This window comes from Spirosoma luteolum (genome assembly GCF_054778875.1).
Genome location: NZ_BAAGZE010000017.1, coordinates 50858 through 70016, shown reverse-complemented (window position 1 = coordinate 70016; position 19159 = coordinate 50858). Strand labels below are relative to the sequence as shown.

Genomic DNA, 19159 nt, shown 5'->3' with positions numbered 1-19159 from the left:
GGTGGCCAGCTGGTAGGGGGCCAGGTTGGGCACGCCGGTGTAGAAGATGGGCAGCAGATCGACGGCGCGGGGGCTTTTGTTGTCGGGCAGCAGGATGGGTCCGAAGGCGTTTTCGGCCAGGGCGGTACCCTCGAGGGCGGCACTGCCTTTGAGGCCGAAGAGGCCGGGCTTGCCGTTGCGGAAGTCGAACTTACCCAGCGAGTTACTCTGGATACGCAGGGCGTTGAGCGACGGCACGGCACCGCCGAACTGCGAATCGTCCATGTAGAGGGCGAGTTCGGGGTTGGTGAGGTACTTGGCAAAGGGGAGGTCCTGTCCGGCGTAGGGGCTGGTGGCGTTCCAGCGGTCTTTCATACCGATGGGAATAACGGCTTCGTTGGTCAGGGGCATGCCCAGCCGTGACACCTGTACGTACGGTCCATCGTTGCCCACGTCGCCGGCCATGTAGAGCGTCTGGATCATTTGCCGGCTGGCCGATGCCCACACGCCAATCACATAATCAGGGTCGAGGATGCTGGTGGCCTGGCCAATGTCTTTGCCGTCTTTCTGAAGCAGACCAATCGGTACCTTGATAGCAATGGAATGGACGTTGAAACGGTTGAGGGCATCTTTGGGCGGGTTGATGGAGTTGCCATCGGGCCGGAAGTTACCCACATCGAAAGCCCCCGCCAGATCGACGAAGAACGGATCGTCGACGGGACCACAGAACACCTTTTCGCCCGACGTGGCCGACATGATCGACTGCTGAACCAGGGCATCGTAGGTCGTGTCGAGGCCAACGGTAGCATTTTCGATGGTGCGGGGCCCTACGTTGGCGGGTGGCACCATTCCATTGGCTACGATAGTCGTGAAGGTTTTACCCCCATCGGTGCTTTTCTCGCAGCGGTAGGTGGTTTTCAGGTTTTGTTTGCCCAGCCGTTCGTAAAAAAACGTGGTGGGGTCCTGGTTGACCTTCGTGAACGTGAAGCGATACGTAATATCGTCGCCTGCGGTATTGGCCCGGTTCTTAATGTGAATCTCGTAGCGCACGTTGGTGCCGAAGTCGTAGAAATTCGGTGCGCCATCGGGCGATTCAAACGGAATGTAGTTCGCGATAATCGTGATCGTGTTTGGATCGTCGGGGCTTTTGAACGCGTAGACATCCGTATTGTCGGCCAGCGGATCCTGCGAGATGAGTGGGGCCTCCCGGTGACTGGAGGCAAAGCTGCCGATACTCAGCAGTACAAGTGCGCAACCCAGGCATAACCCCCTGAGCTGGCCAAAAAACAAAGAAGACGTGTGCATCGTGTTTGTCTGGCTAAATGTAAATACTAAACAGTCTGGAGAATGGCGTGCGCATCGACAACCGGCGTACGCCAGCGCATGGCGAATCAGTAAGTCGCCTGTATAAGAGGGGCTCCTGAGTAGTAAGGCGCAGACAGGAAAATAATGAACCTGTTTCGCTGCGAAGCGAACTGCGGGAGTAAAGGCGAGCAGTGAAACTGTCGACCTGCCAGGAAAGGAAGCGCAGGAGGGGTGCCGGTATGAGAGCCGGATAGCTAGTGCAGAATAGCCAGCAAATAGCGGAGAAGGGGGCAGGTCCGGGCAGTAGTGTGCCGGCCGCAAAATGACGGAAAACTGTACAGGTTATCTACATGCAGTAGGGGTTAGTGTCTGTTGGGTGCTCGAAAGGTACTTCGGTGTCATATACGTTGAATCATCTTATTGCGATTTATAGATGGATTTGATTTTTTTTGAGTGAGTGGTTCGTTTTGCTACCGTACTCTCAATAAAAAAAGCCTCCCCAGATTGGGAAGGCTCGACTAAAGGGGTAAAACCCGGACTTACTGGTACTGAATGTACATGGGCTTAGGATCAAGGGCCAGTACTTCGGCGGGGGTCATGATGCGCGACCCGGGCTTGCGGAAGTCGTTCTCGTAGAACAGTTTGAAACCTGTGTACTGAACCGGCTCTTTCTGAATGTAATCGTGGTAGGAGTCTTTCTTGAGTACCGGTGGGCCCCAGCCATCCATGTCCATGACGATCTGCACGTTCGGATCGAGCTTGATGTTTTTGTAGTTCTTGATCATGCCCTGCGTGAAGCGGTGTACCACCAGCACTTTGGGGGGCAGGTTGTTTTCACGAACGATGCGGCTCAGGAATCGAACGGCTTCGTTTACGTCGGCGGCATCGTAGCTACCGATCTTTGTACCGGGCCGGGCCCCCGTTTTCATCGAAAACTCAGGATCGATACCGAGGTGTACGAAGGGCAGCTTAAGGTATTTCTCCATGTACGCCATTTCGGGTCCCAGCTGGGCCAGGCCAATCTGGATGTCGAGGAACACGATGGCCTGATGCTCATTACCCCATTTAAGTACTTTTTTGATCGTACGGTCTGACATGCGCAGGCGGTACTTGCCGTCTTTGCCGGGCGCGCCCTGAGCCGAGGTCGCTACCAAATGCAGAGCGGGCTGGATTGGCGTGGCCGGATCGGCTTTCTGCCAGTTCTTTATTTCGTTGTCGAGCCGCTGCAGCATCTCCTCTTTAGGATACTTGCCAAGCACGCCCATTTTCTTCGAATGAGGGTTGCCGTAGTAAGCGAAGATGCGCTTTTTCGGCAGAATGGCACCGGTAGGCGCGTAGGTGAGCGAGTCGAGGGTGGAGTCGCCTGTGCTCACCGAGCCGTTGGGACGCTTGGCCGGCAGCGGTTTAAGGGCCGTAGCCGATGAATCGGCCGTGCCGGTCGAATCGGTGCCGGCCGTTTTGCCAGCGGTTTTCTTATCGGATGATTCGGTAGATGAGCAGCTGGTGAGCTGCCCCAGAAGGGCAATCGATAAAGCGACTATCGAGACGCGCATGGGGTAAAGTCGATAAATGAACAGGCTTCGTGGGGTCATAAAAAAGGGTGTGGCTCCGTCCGAAAGGAAACTACACCCCCACGATTTAGCTACAAGTATACAAGCAAACGACAAGCTTTCAAAGCGGTAGCTCGCCAAGTCCCTGCCGGATGATGGTAAAGTCGTCGTCGGTCGCATCGACAATCGTCGACGCCACGTTGCCGCCATACCCCCCGTCGATCACGATATCGACCAGGTGCGCGAACTTCTCGAAAATCAGTTCCGGATCGGTTGAGTATTCAATGACTTCGTCGTCGTCGCGGATCGAGGTCGTAATGATGGGGTTGCCCAGTTCGTGGACGATCTGACGCGGAATGGCGTTGTCGGGCACCCGAATACCCACCGTTTTTTTATTTGTATTGAGCAGCTTGGGGACTTTGCCGCTGGCTTCGAGCAGAAAGGTAAAGGGCCCCGGTAATACCCGCTTCATCAGTTTGAAGGCCTGATTGCTCACCCGGGCATAGTCGGCAATGTGGCTCAGATCGTAACAGATAAACGAAAAATCGTTTTTGGTCGGTTTGATGCCCTTGATGCGGGCGACCCGCTCTACCGCCCGGGCGTTATGGATATCGCACCCCATACCATAGACCGTATCGGTGGGGTAGATGATCACAGCCCCATCACGCAGGGCTTTTACAACCTGTTCGATCCGGCGCAGGTCGGGATTGTCGGGGTAAAGTTTAAGCAGTTCAGCAGCCATTGGTCAGGAGGGTATCGGGTGAGGGCAGACCCGCCAAACCGGTTCTGCCTGGCCTATACAACACCAAAGGTACGAAACCGGTTTGCCTAGCGGCCCCGCTGCCAGTGCCGATAACGCCGGTAAACCCCGTTGACCGGCAGGTGTACGTAGCTTAGACCCAGAAAGAGCCGGGTAACCAAGTCGGGCTGTTCGATGTTGGCAAGCAGCTGCCCGAAGCGCCGGGCCAGGTCGAACTGCTCGGCGTAGAACGCTTTCCGGACGAACCCCCGAATGCGGTCGGCCAGCGCGCGCCGTTCGTCAGGCGTGGCGCAACGGTCCAGGGCTCGCTGGCAGACGATCAGCGACGAAGCCAGCAGCGGATTGTTGCGCAGCAGCACCTGCCGGCCGAGTGAATCGCTGAGCCGGCGTTTATGGGTCAGCACTTCATCGAGGTAAGCGTAGTGGTAGGTGCGGGCCGAACGAACCCAGAAATCGAAATCCTCGAAAGCCAGCGATTCATCGTAGCCCCCCAGTTCGTTGAGCACATCCCGGCGCATCATCATGGTTGGGGTGCAAACGAAATGGCGATGGAGAATGTCGCGAAAGACGTTGCCCGACGGGACCCGCATACGGGCATGGCCCTGTTCGTCGATGGGGTAGTGGTAGCGCAGCAGCTGCCCCTGTGCGTCGATGTAGGCTGCGTTGGAAAAGACGACGGCGTAGGGGCCGGCCAGGCGTTCGAACAGTTCGGTCTGCTTGCGGATCCGGCTGGGTAACAGCACATCATCGGCGGCCAGATCAATCACATAGCGACCCTGGGCAAGGGCCAGTCCCTGATTAAAGGCCCGGTTCAGCCCCAAATTGGTCAGGTTTTTGAGGAAGCGCACGGCCGGGTGTTTTTCAGCGAACTGGCCGATCCGGAGGGCCGACTGATCGCTGCTGCCGTTGTCGATAACAATCAATTCAACGTTGGGGTAATCCTGATCAACGACCGACTGAAGCGCTTCGATCACGAAGGCTTCGTGGTTGTAGCTGGTACAGATTACGCTTACCCAGGGCTTGATCTGGTTGAGATACGGGCCCATTGGCAGCTGGTCGGCCCGGGCCGTAACAGAGTTCATACGAGTACGTGTTGTTTACAGGAAAAGCGCTCCGATTACATACAATCGCATTTATTCGCTTCCTGTCTACAAAAGTATAAATACTTAACGGGGCGGGGCGATCATTTTGAGCCAACGGTTTTACCGGAAAATCGCTCAACAACCTTGTCGTCAGGTGCCCCGACGCTGACCGCGCCGGGCAACCCAACGCGCCGGCCTACCGGCACGTTGCTGCTAATCAGACCCGACAGGCAGCCCTGCCGACCATCGTGCGCTGTTTTTTCTGGCACGGTTTTCGATAATTCCTCAGGCAATTACGGCCCACTGCTACTTCGGTAGCGTTTCGGCTGTGAGGTACTTACATTTATGGGTTAGGGTTCGCAAACGCCACTTCATCTATCGGAGGTGGCGTTTGTTGTTTTCGGCCGGGCCTGGTCGGGCTTTCCCGGGCCTTCATCGTAGAGCGAAACGTTCATCTCGAACCCCAGAATGAGCAACAGCGCAATCAGGTTAATCCAGATCATCAGTGCGATCAGGGTGCCGATCGATCCGTAAAGTTTGTTGTACGAACCAAAGTTTGAGACGTAGTAGGAGAAGCCCAGCGTGGTCAGCACGATCAGCAGCGAAGCCCCAACACTGCCGGGTGTGACAAATTTCCAGCGCATGTTGATATCGGGGCCGTAGCGATAGATAACCGAAACCGCGGCCACGAAAACGGCGAAAACGACCAGATACCGCCCCAGCGAAAGCAGGTACACAAACACGTCGTTGTTGAGGATGTTGAAGCGCAGCAGATAATCGCTGACAACCCCGCCTACGATCAGCACCACGATAGCCAGGATAAGCGAAAACGCTAACGTGAAAGTGAGCCCTACGGCTGTCAGCCGGATTTTAAAAAAACTCCGGCGGTCGGCTCTCGTGTGCGACGAGTTGAAGGCGTTCATCAGCGCCACAAGCCCGCTCGTGGCCGAGTAGAGGGCCAGCAGAAAACCCAGTGAGAGCACGTTGCCGCGCGGCCGGCTCACGATGTCGCGGATGGTTGTGTCGACCGAACTGAAGGTATTGCCCGGTAGAACGCGCCGGAAAAAGGCCATGATCCGATCGTCGAGGTGGTCGATCGGGATGTAGGGAATCAGGGTGAAGAGAAAAATAACGGTTGGGAAAACGGCCAGAATAAGACTGTAGGAAACCGATGCCGCCCGTTCGCTGGTATCGTTGTCGAGAATTTTCTTGCCCATGCTCGACAGAAACGCGTACCAGGACACCTTCGAGTCGAACGCGCGGTGGTCATACAGCCAGATGCGGGCCTTGCGAACCGACTCGATGGTCTTTAATTTTTCAAGCATAGGGATATCAGAACGTTACCGGATAAACCTATGGGGTAAAGAAAGGTTTAGCCGCGTCGACCAGTTCGGGCGGGGCCGCGCAGGGGCGACCGCTGTCGGAGCGGACAAAAACGAGGGTGGTGGTGCCGGTATTGAGTAACTGCCCGTGCTGATTGAAGATCTCGTACTGAAACAGCATCCGGGTTTTGGGCATTTGCGGTACCGTCACCCGCACAGTCAGCAGGTCGTCGTAGCGGGCCGGGCGCAGAAACCGGGTTGTCATGTCGTAGACCGGCATGCCAACGCCCTTGTCTTCCAGTTCTTTATAGTCGAGGCCGATAAAGCGCATCGTTTCGACGCGGCCGATTTCGTAAAAACGGGCATAGTTGCCGTAGTATACGATACCCATCTGGTCGGTATCGAAATAACGAACCCGCAGGTTCGTGACATCGTGAATAAGCATGGTTCGTGTTGACGAAAAAGCAAAGAAGACCAACCCGGGGGCTGGTCTTCTGGGTGTTATTTCATGATTTTCATTTTCGTGAGAGCCTGCTGGTAGAGCCGGGCGTTGGCCAGGTGTTCAGACAGGGTCTTCGAAAACGTGTGGTAGCCGTTGAAACGGGCGTCGACCACGAAATAGAGGTAATCGTGTTTTTCGGCGTTCAGCACGGCGTCGATGGTGGCCGGGGCAGGGAGGTTGATGGGACCCGGGGGCAGGCCGGCGTATCGGTAGGTGTTGTATGGCGAGTCGACGGTAAGCTGTTTGTTGAGCAGCCGCCGGATGGTGAAGTCGCGCAGGGCAAAGATGACCGTGGGGTCGGCTTCAAGTTTGATACTCCGCTGCAGCCGGTTGAGGTAAACCCCCGCTACCCGGGGCTGTTCGTCGCGCTTGTTGGTTTCGGCCGCCACGATCGAAGCCAGCACCTGCACCTGGGTCTGGGTCAGGCCCAGCGCTTTGGCTTTCGCCTGCCGGTCGGGGGTCCAGAATTTTTTGTATTCGGTACCCATCCGCTCTAGAAAAGCTTCGGGCTTGACAGTCCAGAAAAACTCGTAGGTATTGGGCAGAAACAAACACACGATGGTGGTGGTGTCGAAGCCGAAGCGCTCGCAGGTGGCGGGGTCGTTGAGCAGTTTGCCCAGAGCCGCGGGGCCAAACTCGAATTTACTGCCCAGTCGCTGAATCAGATCGCTTTTCTGGCGCATCGAATTGAACGTTACCGGCAGCGCATCCTGACTGCCGTTACGCAGTTTGACCAGCGCAGCCCGGTTGCCGGTTTTGGGTTCAATCTCGTAACGGCCCTCTTTCACGTGCTCCGGGTATTTCATGAGCTTGGCCAGAAACCGGAACGACATTTCATCATCGACCACCTTGTGGGCTTTCAGCGTATCCATGACCGACTCGAACGTAGAGCCACGCGGAATCAGGAGCGCAAATGTTTTGTCGTTTTCTTTCGCCTGGAGGTTCGGCGTCCGAAAAATCTGCCAGAAGTAAAATGTGAACGTAGTGAGCAGGATAGAAACGGTGAGGAAAAGACCAATTTTAAGGTTGCGCGACATAACCAGAGGACGTAAGGATGGACAACGGCGCCAGCCCGGTCGTCAGGTGACGGGAGGGTAGCCGTTGCGACGGCAAATTTAGGGCAATTTCGGCCAATCCGTGTGTCTGGCGTCGGCCAGTTCGGGCAGGAAGGGCGTTGGTTTTGGTCAAAGGCAGGCCGTGGGATTCACCGGGAAGCTGTATTTTTGGGTACTCATTCGTCCCGTATTCTTCTGAAAACAATCCAGATTCGTCATCCCTTCGGGCGATCCGCCCTCTACACGTTTTCGTTCTGGCTGCTGTGTGTCAGTAACTTCCTGTTCTCGGCAAGCTTCTCCATGATGATTCCGGAGCTGCCCGACTACCTGACCCGGCTGGGCGGCCGCGACTACGTGGGGCTCATCATTGCCCTGTTCACGCTGACAGCCGGCCTGTCGCGGCCGTTCAGCGGTAAAATCACCGATACGGTGGGGCGGGTGCCCGTCATGGCATTTGGTTCGGTGGTGTGTTTCGTCTGTGGCTTCCTGTATCCGTACCTGCTGACAGTGGGTGGGTTTCTGACGCTGCGGCTCATTCATGGCTTTTCAACGGGCACCAAACCGACTGCTACCTCGGCTTACGTGGCCGACGTGGTGCCGGCCGACCGGCGGGGCGAGGCCATGGGTATGCTGGGTCTCTTTACGGCTATGGGTATGTCGCTGGGGCCGGCTATCGGCAGCTGGCTGGCAACGTCATTCTCCATGAACGTTATGTTCTGGACATCATCGGCCTTTGCGCTGCTGTCGATTCTGATTCTGCTCCGGATGCCCGAAACGCTGGCGAATCCGCAGCCCTTTCGGTTTAATCTGTTCCGGCTGCGTCGGCACGAGCTATTCGAACGGCAGGCGCTGCCGCCGTTTATCGTGCTGCTGTTGCAGTCGTTTTCGTCGGGTGTTATCCTGACCCTCGTGTCGGGTCTGAGTACATCGCTGGGGATTGCCAACAAAGGGCTGTTCTTTACGGTCTACACGCTGGCCTCGCTGGCCGTGCGGCTGGTGTTCAGCCGCACCTCCGACCGCTATGGTCGGGTACCAGTGCTGCTGATATCGTCGGGGGTGCTGGCCCTGGCGATGGGGATGCTCATGCTGACCCACTCGACGGGCTGGTTCTGGACGGCGGCTGTACTCTATGGCATGGCGTCGGGCATGAATTCACCCACCATTCAGGCCTGGACCGCCGATCTAAGCGATGAAACAAGCCGGGGCAGGGCCATGGCCACCATGTACATTGCGCTCGAAGCGGGTATTGGCCTGGGCGCGTTGGGGTCGGGCTGGCTGCTCAATGGGCTTGGCGCCGAGCGGGGCGGCACCATGTCGTTTGGCGTTTCGGCGCTGCTGGCCATACTGGCCATTGTTCACCTGGCCCTGCGGCAGCGGCAACGGGCGACTCAGAGCTAGTTGTTCAGGGCTGGCGCAGCAGATAGCGGCTGGCAAACGAATCGCGTTTGCCCAGATACTGGCTGGCGTAGTCGGCCTTGGGATCGTGCGGGTCGGCCGTGAGGTGCGATAGGTCGGCCTCGTGCCGAATACGGGTCGCATTCAGGATGCTGCGGGGGATAGGTTTTGGAAACCGGAGGGCCCAGAGCGTAAAGCCAACCAGCCGAACCGGCATGAATAGGCCAACGGCCACCCAGCACGTCAGCAACAGGGCCGGCCACCGGACTGCCGGCCACCGGGATGCCGGCCACCGGGATGCCGGCCACCGGGATGCCGGCCACCGAAAATGGTCCTGATCCCGATGGCGCTGATCGAGCCATCCCAGCAGGCCCGCCAGCAGAGCCAGTTGAAACAGCCACTGCGCCGGAATGATAGTGCGCATGTAGAAATCATTGAACACCCCCACGTAGATTGAACTGAGCAACGCAATGGCTAGTGCCGACCGGCCAGCTAGGCGGGCCCACGGCCGCCCATCGGGCAGGTATCGACTCAGCCAGCACAGCAGTCCCGCCGGCAGGCCGTAGTTGAGCAGCAGATAACCCGCCTGCAACAGCCCGTCGGTTGGCGTTTGCCAGGCATCGGTTATGGGGCCGGCGTAGGCGATGGGCGTATGCGCCAGCAGATAACCGCCCAGCAAAAACAGCAGCAGCAACGCCGACGGGGTGTAGATGCGATGGAGCCAGGCAAGCGGTCGGAGGAGTACCGGGCAGTCGAGGACGGCCAGCAGCGCCAGCCCCAGCGCCACAAACGGCGACCACAGCAGCAGGGCCGTTCCGATAAAGAGCAGCCCCGCCGGGTGCTGACCGTTGGTTTGCCGGGTGCGCCACAGCCCCACGGCCAGCCAGCCCGGCAGTGCGTGTTGGGGCGTTTGCTGCAACTGGTCGATAAGGGGTACCGCCGAAAGGCTATGCTCCCAGCGTCCGCCACTGAAAAAATAGCGGGGCGGCACGTACTGGCTGTACTGGCTGGCCCGGCCCGCCAGTACAGCCTCCCACCAGGCGTTCCAGTTACCGTGGTGTTCGATGAACAGGGCTGGCCCGAACCGATACGGTATGTCGATACCGGCCAGCAACAGCAGCAGAGCCGCGGCCGGCAGGCGGTAGGGGGAGGGCGACAGCAGCCGGATGGCCCAGCGCAGTGCCAGGCCGATGCCGAGCAGCCCCCAGCCCGTCGAGACGAAATCGGCCAGCCGCAGGGGCAGTACTTTCATCAGGGCGGCCGTGGGCAGGTAGTAGGCCACGTAATAACACAGCCAGGGCGTGGCGGCCCGTTGCGGATTGGCATAGCGAACGGGCCAGGGCTGACGAATTAAATCATTGAAAAGCAGATTATGCTTATCATAGTCACTGAGCTGACCGACCCAGGCGCCTATACCGCTTATGCCCGTAAAGAACAGTGTAGCGGACAGCCAGGCCAATCGTTCGGGATGCGTCAGCGGGCGATCGGGTGCCGGCAGGGCCTCGGCCTCGCGACACAGGAGCCAGACCCCACCACACAGCAGGAGCAGGGCCGGCAGGGCCAGCACGGGGCGGAACCAGGTGCCTGCAAAGAGCAGTACAGGTGTGAAGAGATAACCGATGGTGAGGGTCGACAGGCGGTCAGCGCGCATAAAACCGGGCCCGCCAGAACGGGCTTAACGGGTGTAAATCCGGCAAAGACCCGGCCACATCCCACCAGACGCACAGCGATTTCAAAAAACTAATTCTCATGGATAGACAAACTGATCTGGAGCCCGGTATTCGCCCCCTGGTCGAAGCCCTTAATGCAACCGGTATTGTACAGACCTTTTCCAGCTGTGAAGGGCATTATAGCACTCAGGAACAGCGACTTGTTGATCGCAATCTGGCGTATGTACAGTTCGTGCCGGCCCCCGGATATGAGACTGGCAAGGTTGTTGTTAACCTGCTGAAAAAATTGCTCGAGGGGTTCAAAGCCGCTCATGGGCTACTGCCGGTAACGGTAACTGGATACCTTCGTTTTACCCCCGTAGACACTAATGAAACCGATGAAACCTACGTGCTGGAACTTCGCCCCTTTAACCGATTTGATCCGCCGGATCAGAAACGAGTGGATACCGACCGGGCCGTTGCTCAGCTGGTTACCGTGCTGACCAGACTGGTGGCAGCCGGGGCAATCTGAACCGATGGCCAACTCGATTACGGAGGCTGGATTCGGCCTGCGACTTACATCAGCAAAGCGGGTACCGGTTCACTCTCGTCAGCACCGATCGCCTGGCTGCTCTTATCGTCAAAAACAGTGCTCACTGCCCAAGGTTTACAACCCAATTCAACCGCTCTTACCAATCTGTGTATGTTAACTGCCATACCTTCTGCTGAAGCCAACCGGCTGGCTGCGCTGGCTAGTTATGGTATTCTGGATACCGAGCCTGAAGACGATTTTGACTCGATTGCCCAGATTGCTGCGCATGTATGCGAGGCACCCCTGTCGCAAATCAATTTCCTGACCGACGAGTGGCAGTGGTCTAAAGCATCGCACGGGGGGCTGGGCTGGCAAACCCTGCCGCGACACCTTACCTTCTGTAATTACGCGATTAAGCATCCCAGCGAGGTGCTGATTGTGCCCGACACACGGGCCGACGCTCGTTTTCAGCAGTTGCCTCTGGTCACCGGCGAAGCTAATCTGCAGTTCTACGCGGGCGTTGCCCTGGTCGACGATGAGGGTTATGTGCTGGGTACGCTCTGTGTGGCCGATCATGAGCCCCGGCAGCTATCGGAAAAGCAGGCGGGCCTGCTCAAATCGCTGGCCCGCCAGGTGGTCTCGCTGTTGCAGCTGCGCCGGAACCGCATGCGGCTCGAAAAAGCCGGACAACGGCTCCATACCCTGAACACCGAGATGCAGGACCGCAACCAGATGCTCAAAACTGTGGTCGATACCTGTGCGGTGGGACTGGTGCTCTGGCAGGCCATTCGCGAACAGGGACGCATTGTCGACTTCCGCTTCGATTTTACCAATCCGCAGAACGCCTACATCGTTGGGCTTTCGCAGGAACACATGACGGGCCGGTTGCTCAAAAGCCCCCAGGCAGACACGCTACCCCGTTTTTTCTTCGAACGGCTGGTCGAGGTGGTCGAAACGCGCCGGGCGCAGCGATTTTACCAGCACTACCTACGCGCTGATCAGCGCCTGGTGTGGGGCGATGTAACGCTGACACCCTGTGGCGATGGCGTGCTGCTGACCTGCCAGGACATAACAAACCTGAAAGAAACGGAAGAGCAGCTTCGGCAGTCGACGGCCGATCTGAACCGGCTGGTGGCCGAGCGGACAGCCGAAATCTACCAGCTTTCGGCCCTGCAGCATGCCATTTTGCACTATGCCGGCATGGCCATCGTGTCGACCAATGCGCTGGGCCAGATCGAGACAGTCAATCCGGCTGCCGAACGGCTGGTGGGTTATCAAAGCCATGAACTTATGGGGCGGTGCTGCCACGATATGCTTCATCCGGTGCTGCTCGATCAGCAGTTTGACGAGCAGGAAACCTACTACGAGGAGCTGATCAACGACCCCATACAAGGCAAGAACAGCGAATGCTGTCTGAAAACAAAAGATGGTCGGGAGGTGCCGGTTCTCCTGACCAGTACTGCGATTCTGGATGAATTGGGGGATGTGTCGGGGTATGTGCACATTGCCATCGACATTACCCGGCAAAAAGAAGTTGAACGGGTGCTGCAGCAGTCGTTGCAGCGCGAGCAGGATCTGAACCGGATGAAATCGCAGTTTGTGCGAACAGCCTCCCACGAGTTTCGCACCCCGCTGGCTACCATACAGTCGAGCGTCGAACTGATCAAACTATACCTCGAAAAGCCGCTGGCTGAATCGGCCGTAGCCATTCAGCGCCATGTGGGTATTATTGAAAAACAGATCGTTAATTACAGCGAACTGTTGTCGGATGTGCTGACGATGGGCCGGGTCGAGGCAGGGCGTATTGCCTTCAACCCTAAACCCGTGCAGCTACTGGCGCTGGTCAGCGATGTGATCAGCATGCACTACACCGATCGGGCCGACGGCCGAACGGTAGACGTGGAGGTGGTTGGAACACCCTATGAACTGTCGCTCGATACAACGCTCATCAAACACGTGCTGGTTAACCTGCTTTCCAACGCCATGAAGTTTTCGGCCCACAACCCCCAGCTCCGGATCACCTTCGGTGAAGAGGCCTTGACCGCCGACGTTATTGACCAGGGCATCGGAATTCCGGCCGATGATATGGCCCAGTTGTTCGAGTCCTTTTTCCGGGCACGCAACACCATTAACATACAGGGGTCGGGTTTAGGTCTGGTTATTGCCCGCGAATTTGTAATGTTACACGGGGGAGACTTACAGATCAGGAGTCAGGAGGGCGTTGGCACTACCTCCACCATTACGTTGCCCCTGTAGACGCAGGCTGTCCACCCAAACAGACGTTAACCTATTAAGACTATGGCTACACAATTATTAGTAATCGAAGATGATCTCCAGATCCAGGAGAATGTGGCAGAATTGCTGACCCTGAAGGGATACACGGTTGCCACGGCATCCAATGGTCACGAAGGGGTAATGCAGGCCCTGCTACACCGGCCCGACCTGATCCTGTGTGATGTGATGATGCCTAAAATGGATGGCTACCAGGTGCTGGGCATGATTCGTAACAACCGCGCCCTGGCCACGGTACCGTTTATTTTTCTGACGGCCAAGGCCGACCTGGTCGATTTACGGCAGGGCATGGTATTGGGCGCCGATGATTACCTGACCAAGCCGTTTACCAGCAGCGACCTGCTGAAGGCCATCGACACCCGGCTCGAGCAGGAAAAACGGCGGGCACTCGATATGCAGTCGCAGCTCGAAAAGCAGTGGTACCAGCTCGGTCGGCTGTCGGCCCACGAATACAATACGGCCCTGAGCGGTATTGTCGGGTTTGCCCAGCTGCTGCGCGATTTCCACCAGAGCTTCGCACAGGCCGAACTCCAGAATATGCTGAGTATGATTCTGGCCAGTAGCCTGCGGCTGAAACGGACGCTCGACAACAGTCGCCTGGCCAACGATCTGATGATGCCGTCGGCAACCGTAGCTGGGGGCAGTGCGCTACTGTCGGAAAAAACGGTCGGGTGCACGCTGGAAACTATTAAGCCTCGCTATGAAGAGGTTATCCAGACCAGCCTGGACATCCTGCCGGCGCAGCTGAACATCAATGCCGAAAACCTGGCCAAAATCCTCGAGGAGCTGCTCGACAACGCGGTCAAGTTCTCGCTGGAGCCGGCGCACATTGGCATCTCAGGGCGCCATGAGGATGCGGGCTACGCGTTGCGTATCAGCAACCAGGGCCGCTATTTTGCTCCCGAACACCTGACCGCCATTGCGCCCTACACGCAGTTCGACCGGGAGGTTTTCGAGCAGCAGGGGGCGGGGCTGGGGCTGTATATCGTCAAACGCCTGACCGAACTCTACGGCGGCCGGTTATTTATCGACGATCAGGGTACTGGCCAGACCACGGTTGGTGTGTGGTTGCCCCTGGCCACCGAAGCGGCCAGCAACTGACCCCGGTGGGGGACAGCCGGCTGGCCGCTTCGGCCCTTCGGGCTGACGGGGGGGCGTTACAGGATAAACTGACTCAGATCCCGATTCTGCACCAGTCCGTCCAGTTTTTGGCCCACCAGTTCTTTCGTTACCACAACCTGCGCATTGGCGCCGATCACGTCGGGGATATCGAACATAAAGTCGTTCATCAGGTGACTCAGCACCGTCTGGAGCCGGCGGGCGCCGATGTTCTCGACTTCGCTGTTGACGGCAAAGGCAATGCGGGCCAGTTCGCGCAACGAATCGTCGTTGAAGGTCAGCGATACGCCTTCGGCCTGCAGCATGGCTACATACTGCTTGGTCAGCGCGTTCTTCGGCTCTTTCAGAATCTGATAGAAATCATCCTCCGATAAACTCTGCAGCTCCACCCGAATCGGGAAACGGCCCTGTAATTCCGGAATCAGGTCGCTTGGTTTGGCCACGTGAAAGGCACCGGCGGCAATGAACAGGATGTGGTCGGTATGGATGATACCGTATTTGGTGTTGACGGCGCTACCTTCCACAATGGGCAGCAGATCGCGCTGAACGCCCTCACGGCTCACATCGGGGCCACCGCCGTTGCCGCTGCGGGCCGACGCCACTTTATCGATTTCGTCGATAAAAATGATCCCGGCGTCGGCCGCTTTCCGAATGGCCTCCTCTTTCACTTCATCCATGTCGATCAGCTTGGCGGCTTCTTCCTCGAGCAGGATGGTGCGCGCTTCGGCAATCGTTACTTTGCGTTTCCGGCCTTTCTTGGGCATCATGTTGCCGATCATGTCCTGAATGTTCATCATCGACATATCGTCGATACCGCCCCCCATAAAGCCGATGTTAGGCGTTTGCGCCTGCTGCACGTCGATATCGATTTTGCGATCGTCTAGCTCTCCGGAGCGGATTTTTTCGCGGAAGCGTTCGCGGGTCCGCTCGTTGAGTTCGCTGTCGGCCTGATTGTCGGGGTTGAAGCCCACCGCGCCCGGCGTCGACTTGACGGGTGGAATCAGAATATCGAGAATGGCATCTTCGACAAGCTGCTGGGCCTGCACCTTCACGGTTTCCTTCTTGGCCGACCGCACCATGTTGACCGCCTGTTCGACCAGGTCGCGCACCATGCTCTCCACATCGCGGCCCACGTAGCCTACTTCGGTAAATTTGGACGCTTCGACCTTGATAAAGGGCGCATCGGCGATTTTGGCCAGCCGCCGGGCAATCTCGGTTTTACCAACACCCGTGGCACCGATCATCAGAATATTGTTCGGGGTTATCTCGCGCTGCATGTCGGCCGGGCTGTTCATCCGACGCCACCGGTTCCGCAGGGCAATGGCTACGTTCCGCTTGGCGTCGTGCTGGCCAATAATGTACTGATCGAGTTCGGCAACGATCTGCCGGGGGGTAAGGTCTTTGAGTAACTGGGTCATTGACACAAATAGGAGCGTAGAAAAGCGCTCACCCCTGAGAAACGCAGGAAACCGAAAAATGTGCCACGGTGAAGGGGTAAATTTGGGTTTCAGCCGTTGATCGTTAAAGGACGCGCACCGCCTGCTTTAGTACTCAGTTATCAATTCTGCCCCGCATGTACCTAAGTCGATTCCTCGTTTTATGGCTGTGTATCACCACCGCCCGCGCCCAGTCTCCCGTTAGTCTGATTCCGCAACCCGTCAGCGTGCAGACCCGAACCGGCGCCTATACGCTCACAAAAAAGACCACCATTCAGTACAACAAACCCGACGGGCAGGCCGTGGCCAGCTGGCTGGGACAGCGACTAAGCAAGCCGACCAACTTTGCCCTGACGGCCAGTCCGGGCACGTCGGGAACCATTCAGCTCAACCTGACGGGCACGCCCGACGCGCAGCTGGGTGAGGAAGGCTATACGCTCAACAGCTCCCCGAAGGGTGTCGTCATAACGGCCAACAAACCCGCCGGTTTGTTCTACGGCATGCAGACCCTGCTGCAGCTGCTGCCCAAAGAAATCGAAAATCCCACGGCCGTACAGGCCCCCCGGACCTGGACACTACCCGCCGTTTCCATTGTCGATTACCCGCGCTTCGGCTGGCGGGGCGTGATGCTCGACGTGAGCCGCCACTTCTTTACCAAAGCAGCGGTGAAACAATACATCGACGAGCTGGCCCGGTTTAAGTTCAATACCTTTCACTGGCATCTGACCGATGACAACGGCTGGCGAATCGAAATCAAGTCGCTGCCCAGGCTCACCGAGGTGGGGGCGTGGCGGGTAGACCGGGCCGGTCACTTCGGCAACCGGGCCGACCCTAAACCCGGTGAAAAGGCTACTTACGGGGGCTTCTACACCCAGGATGATATTCGGGAGGTGGTGGCTTACGCGCAGGCCCGAAACGTAACCATCGTACCCGAAATCGACGTGCCCGGCCACAGCATGGCCGCGCTGGCGGCTTACCCCACCCTCAGCTGCACCAAAGCGCCCGTATCGGTCGATCCCGGTACGGAGTTCTCCGAGTGGTACGGCAACGGCACGTTTAAAATGAACGTCGAAAATACCCTCAACCCGTCGGATGAGCAGGTGTATGACTTTCTGGACAAGGTATTTACCGAAGTGGCCGCGCTCTTTCCCAACCCCTACATCCACGTGGGGGGCGACGAGTGCTACAAAGGCTACTGGGCGCAGGACCCGGGCTGTCAGGCGCTGATGAAAAAACTAAACATCCGGCACGTCGAAGACCTGCAGGGGTATTTCATGGGGCGGGTGGAGAAAATCCTGACGGCGAAGGGTAAGAAGCTACTGGGCTGGGATGAAATTCTGGAAGGCGGTATCTCGTCCGGGGCTACCGTGATGAGCTGGCGGGGTATCAAAGGAGGGATCGAAGCCGCTCAGCAGGGGCACAACGTGGTTATGACCCCCTCGACCTTCGCTTACCTGGATTACAACCAGGGCGACCCGTCCGTCGATCCGCCGATTTACGCGGCCCTGCGTACGCGCAAGAGTTACAGTTATGAGCCTGTGCCCGACGGCGTCGACGCAAAATATATTCTGGGCGGCCAGGGTAACCTCTGGACCGAGCAGGTGCCAACCCTACGCTACGCCCAGTATATGACCTACCCGCGGGCCTGGGCGCTATCGGAAGTGTACTGGTCGCCGAAAGAAACGAAAAACTGGCCGGGCTTCGTCAAACGCCTGGAAAACCAGTTCGACCGGGCCGATGTGGCGCAGATCAACTACTCGAAAGCGATTTACGACGCCATCGTCAAAACAACCCTGGTCGACGGCAAACTGCGGCTGGAACTGGAGAGCGAAGCGCCGGGGCTGGCTATTTATTACAGCACCGACGATACCATGCCCGATCAGTTTTCGACGCTCTATACCCAACCCGTCGAGTTGCCCGACGGACCTGTCACGCTGCGGGTAATTACGTACCGAAACGGCAAACCCATCGGGCATCTGATCACCCTGTCGCGCGATGAGCTGCAGAAACGGGCCGGGCGCTCCTAGCGTCGGACCAAGCCTGATCCTGTGAAGAAGCCCGACCTGCCTGGCAGGTCGGGCTTCCTGGTTAGTGCAGCAGCCGGTCCAGGTCGACGCGAAGGGAAAGCTGGCTGGTGCCCGCCGTCGGAATCGACGTGAACCGGCCGTAGGTGAGCTGAAACCCGCTGGCCTGTACCGATGCCCCGAAGCTAAAGCCTGCCCCCCCCGATGTCAGTCTGCCCTCGGCCCGTTTCTGGTGATTATACCCGAGCAGCAGGTTGACATGGCGGTGAAGCAGCAGTTCAACCCCAATACTCAGGTGCCGGGCCAGTTTCTCGGCCGTACTGATGGGCTGCGGAATTGGGTTGCCGCTCAGATCGTAGCGAACGTTTAGGGCGGGGTCGTTGTAGCTAATGTCGAACTGGTGGAGGTGGTGGGCCGTCAGGGTCAGCCGGAGGGGGGCATATTGTGGTTTGAGGGTAAAGCCAGCCTGCAGGTCGAAGGGCAGCTCGGCGTCGGCCGGGCCATAATTACGAAACAGGTAGCCTACGTTTTTGGCCGTCAGCCCCACCGTAAACTGGCGTTTGGGATGCCGCCAGATACCGCCCAGATCGGCCAGGAGCCCGAAGGCTGAGTAACTCTCAATGCTTGACCCTACCGCCTTGACCGTGGCTCCCAGCGTGAAGTTGCCTTCGGTGCGGGCGTGGGTCAGGCCCAGGGCGTAATCGTTGGCCGAAAATGTGCCGAGCGAATTGCCAGTCGGGTCGGTCAGGTCCAGCTGTCCGTAGGTCAGGTACTGCAGGCCCACGGCCCACCGGCCCCGGCTCTTTATGGGCAACCCGTACTGCAGCGTGTAGTATTTGGCTGCAGCCAGGTACGGCATCAGGCTGATGGCCAGCTGGTTGGTGGCCATCGAGTCGGCCAGGGCGGGGTTGTTCTGGTAGTAGGGAGCAGCCGGCTGGGTAGCCGTGGCTGTCTGCCCGCCGAGGGCCGCCACCCGGGCGTGGGTGGGCAGGTCGAGAAATGAAAAGATGCGTTGCCCGCCCAAGGGCTGGGCTACCCCGGTTGCTCCGCCGAGCAGGGAGCCAAGTAGAAAGCAGAAACAGACGCGGGCGTTCAACCGAAGAGCAGGGGTTAGTTGCTGCAAAGAAACGCTATTTCTCCATTCGTAGCGGCCAGGT

General features: G+C 58.0%; 15 protein-coding genes. 5 read left to right on the top strand and 10 right to left on the bottom strand.

The features are described from left to right. The 7 genes from ACYVAC_RS16560 to mltG all read right to left on the bottom strand — a co-directional run. The coding region (locus ACYVAC_RS16560; RefSeq protein ID WP_461098865.1) for a DUF4331 domain-containing protein at positions 1-1284 on the bottom strand (1284 nt) is incomplete at its 3' end. 539 nt (positions 1285-1823) lie between these two features. Next, positions 1824-2837, bottom strand: a complete 1014-nt coding sequence (locus ACYVAC_RS16555; protein WP_461098864.1) for a hypothetical protein — start codon at positions 2835-2837, stop codon at positions 1824-1826. 118 nt (positions 2838-2955) lie between these two features. Next, positions 2956-3576 carry an L-threonylcarbamoyladenylate synthase gene (locus tag ACYVAC_RS16550; RefSeq protein WP_461098863.1) on the bottom strand — a complete coding sequence of 207 codons (621 nt, stop codon included), beginning with the start codon at positions 3574-3576 and terminating at the stop codon, positions 2956-2958. A gap of 86 nt (positions 3577-3662) precedes the next feature. Further along, entirely contained in the window at positions 3663-4676 is a 1014-nt protein-coding gene (locus tag ACYVAC_RS16545) for a glycosyltransferase (protein ID WP_461098862.1), read from the bottom strand. Positions 4677-5047: 371 nt separating this feature from the next. Continuing rightward, complete coding sequence (locus ACYVAC_RS16540) at positions 5048-6001, bottom strand: YihY/virulence factor BrkB family protein (RefSeq protein ID WP_461098861.1); 954 nt, start codon at positions 5999-6001, stop codon at positions 5048-5050. A 28-nt stretch (positions 6002-6029) separates the two neighbouring features. Next, positions 6030-6443 carry an acyl-CoA thioesterase gene (locus tag ACYVAC_RS16535; RefSeq protein WP_461098860.1) on the bottom strand — a complete coding sequence of 138 codons (414 nt, stop codon included), beginning with the start codon at positions 6441-6443 and terminating at the stop codon, positions 6030-6032. 56 nt (positions 6444-6499) lie between these two features. Then, positions 6500-7537: an endolytic transglycosylase MltG gene (gene mltG / locus ACYVAC_RS16530; RefSeq protein WP_461098859.1), complete on the bottom strand. Its 1038-nt coding sequence runs from the start codon at positions 7535-7537 to the stop codon at positions 6500-6502. Positions 7538-7759: 222 nt separating this feature from the next. On the opposite strand from mltG, the gene ACYVAC_RS16525 reads away from it, so the two are divergent. Beyond that, the gene (locus tag ACYVAC_RS16525) at positions 7760-8953 is read left to right on the top strand and encodes an MFS transporter (RefSeq protein ID WP_461098867.1); all 1194 of its coding nucleotides are present in this window, start codon (positions 7760-7762) and stop codon (positions 8951-8953) included. A gap of 4 nt (positions 8954-8957) precedes the next feature. Here the strand turns inward: ACYVAC_RS16525 and ACYVAC_RS16520 are convergent, their stop codons facing one another. After that, positions 8958-10601 carry a hypothetical protein gene (locus tag ACYVAC_RS16520; RefSeq protein WP_461098858.1) on the bottom strand — a complete coding sequence of 548 codons (1644 nt, stop codon included), beginning with the start codon at positions 10599-10601 and terminating at the stop codon, positions 8958-8960. Positions 10602-10699: 98 nt separating this feature from the next. Here ACYVAC_RS16520 and ACYVAC_RS16515 point away from each other — a divergent pair, with 98 nt between their 5' ends. The 3 genes from ACYVAC_RS16515 to ACYVAC_RS16505 all read left to right on the top strand — a co-directional run bounded on the left by ACYVAC_RS16515 (position 10700) and on the right by ACYVAC_RS16505 (position 14524). Then, positions 10700-11131 carry a hypothetical protein gene (locus ACYVAC_RS16515; RefSeq protein WP_461098857.1) on the top strand — a complete coding sequence of 144 codons (432 nt, stop codon included), beginning with the start codon at positions 10700-10702 and terminating at the stop codon, positions 11129-11131. A 171-nt stretch (positions 11132-11302) separates the two neighbouring features. After that, complete coding sequence (locus tag ACYVAC_RS16510) at positions 11303-13387, top strand: sensor histidine kinase (protein ID WP_461098856.1); 2085 nt, start codon at positions 11303-11305, stop codon at positions 13385-13387. Positions 13388-13429: 42 nt separating this feature from the next. Next, positions 13430-14524, top strand: a complete 1095-nt coding sequence (locus ACYVAC_RS16505) for a hybrid sensor histidine kinase/response regulator (protein ID WP_461098855.1) — start codon at positions 13430-13432, stop codon at positions 14522-14524. Positions 14525-14580: 56 nt separating this feature from the next. On the opposite strand, the gene hslU is transcribed toward ACYVAC_RS16505, so the two are convergent. Next, complete coding sequence (gene hslU / locus ACYVAC_RS16500; protein WP_461098854.1) at positions 14581-15960, bottom strand: ATP-dependent protease ATPase subunit HslU; 1380 nt, start codon at positions 15958-15960, stop codon at positions 14581-14583. Positions 15961-16115: 155 nt separating this feature from the next. On the opposite strand from hslU, the gene ACYVAC_RS16495 reads away from it, so the two are divergent. After that, a complete protein-coding gene (locus ACYVAC_RS16495; RefSeq protein WP_461098853.1) occupies positions 16116-18005 on the top strand; it encodes a beta-N-acetylhexosaminidase in 1890 nt (629 codons plus the stop codon). Positions 18006-18066: 61 nt separating this feature from the next. On the opposite strand, the gene porQ is transcribed toward ACYVAC_RS16495, so the two are convergent. After that, positions 18067-19098 (bottom strand): type IX secretion system protein PorQ, encoded by a 1032-nt coding sequence (porQ, locus tag ACYVAC_RS16490; RefSeq protein WP_461098852.1) that lies wholly within the window; start codon positions 19096-19098, stop codon positions 18067-18069. Positions 19099-19159: the final 61 nt, after the last annotated feature.

What these genes read in the sequence shown, in the direction of transcription:
- ACYVAC_RS16555 (WP_461098864.1), bottom strand. Translation starts at nt 2,837, where the DNA reads ATGCGCGTCTCGATAGTCGCTTTATCGATTGCCCTTCTGGGGCAGCTC.
- ACYVAC_RS16550 (WP_461098863.1), bottom strand. Translation starts at nt 3,576, where the DNA reads ATGGCTGCTGAACTGCTTAAACTTTACCCCGACAATCCCGACCTGCGC.
- ACYVAC_RS16545 (WP_461098862.1), bottom strand. Translation starts at nt 4,676, where the DNA reads ATGAACTCTGTTACGGCCCGGGCCGACCAGCTGCCAATGGGCCCGTAT.
- ACYVAC_RS16540 (WP_461098861.1), bottom strand. Translation starts at nt 6,001, where the DNA reads ATGCTTGAAAAATTAAAGACCATCGAGTCGGTTCGCAAGGCCCGCATC.
- ACYVAC_RS16535 (WP_461098860.1), bottom strand. Translation starts at nt 6,443, where the DNA reads ATGCTTATTCACGATGTCACGAACCTGCGGGTTCGTTATTTCGATACC.
- mltG (WP_461098859.1), bottom strand. Translation starts at nt 7,537, where the DNA reads ATGTCGCGCAACCTTAAAATTGGTCTTTTCCTCACCGTTTCTATCCTG.
- ACYVAC_RS16520 (WP_461098858.1), bottom strand. Translation starts at nt 10,601, where the DNA reads ATGCGCGCTGACCGCCTGTCGACCCTCACCATCGGTTATCTCTTCACA.
- ACYVAC_RS16515 (WP_461098857.1), top strand. Translation starts at nt 10,700, where the DNA reads ATGGATAGACAAACTGATCTGGAGCCCGGTATTCGCCCCCTGGTCGAA.
- ACYVAC_RS16510 (WP_461098856.1), top strand. Translation starts at nt 11,303, where the DNA reads ATGTTAACTGCCATACCTTCTGCTGAAGCCAACCGGCTGGCTGCGCTG.
- ACYVAC_RS16505 (WP_461098855.1), top strand. Translation starts at nt 13,430, where the DNA reads ATGGCTACACAATTATTAGTAATCGAAGATGATCTCCAGATCCAGGAG.
- hslU (WP_461098854.1), bottom strand. Translation starts at nt 15,960, where the DNA reads ATGACCCAGTTACTCAAAGACCTTACCCCCCGGCAGATCGTTGCCGAA.
- ACYVAC_RS16495 (WP_461098853.1), top strand. Translation starts at nt 16,116, where the DNA reads ATGTACCTAAGTCGATTCCTCGTTTTATGGCTGTGTATCACCACCGCC.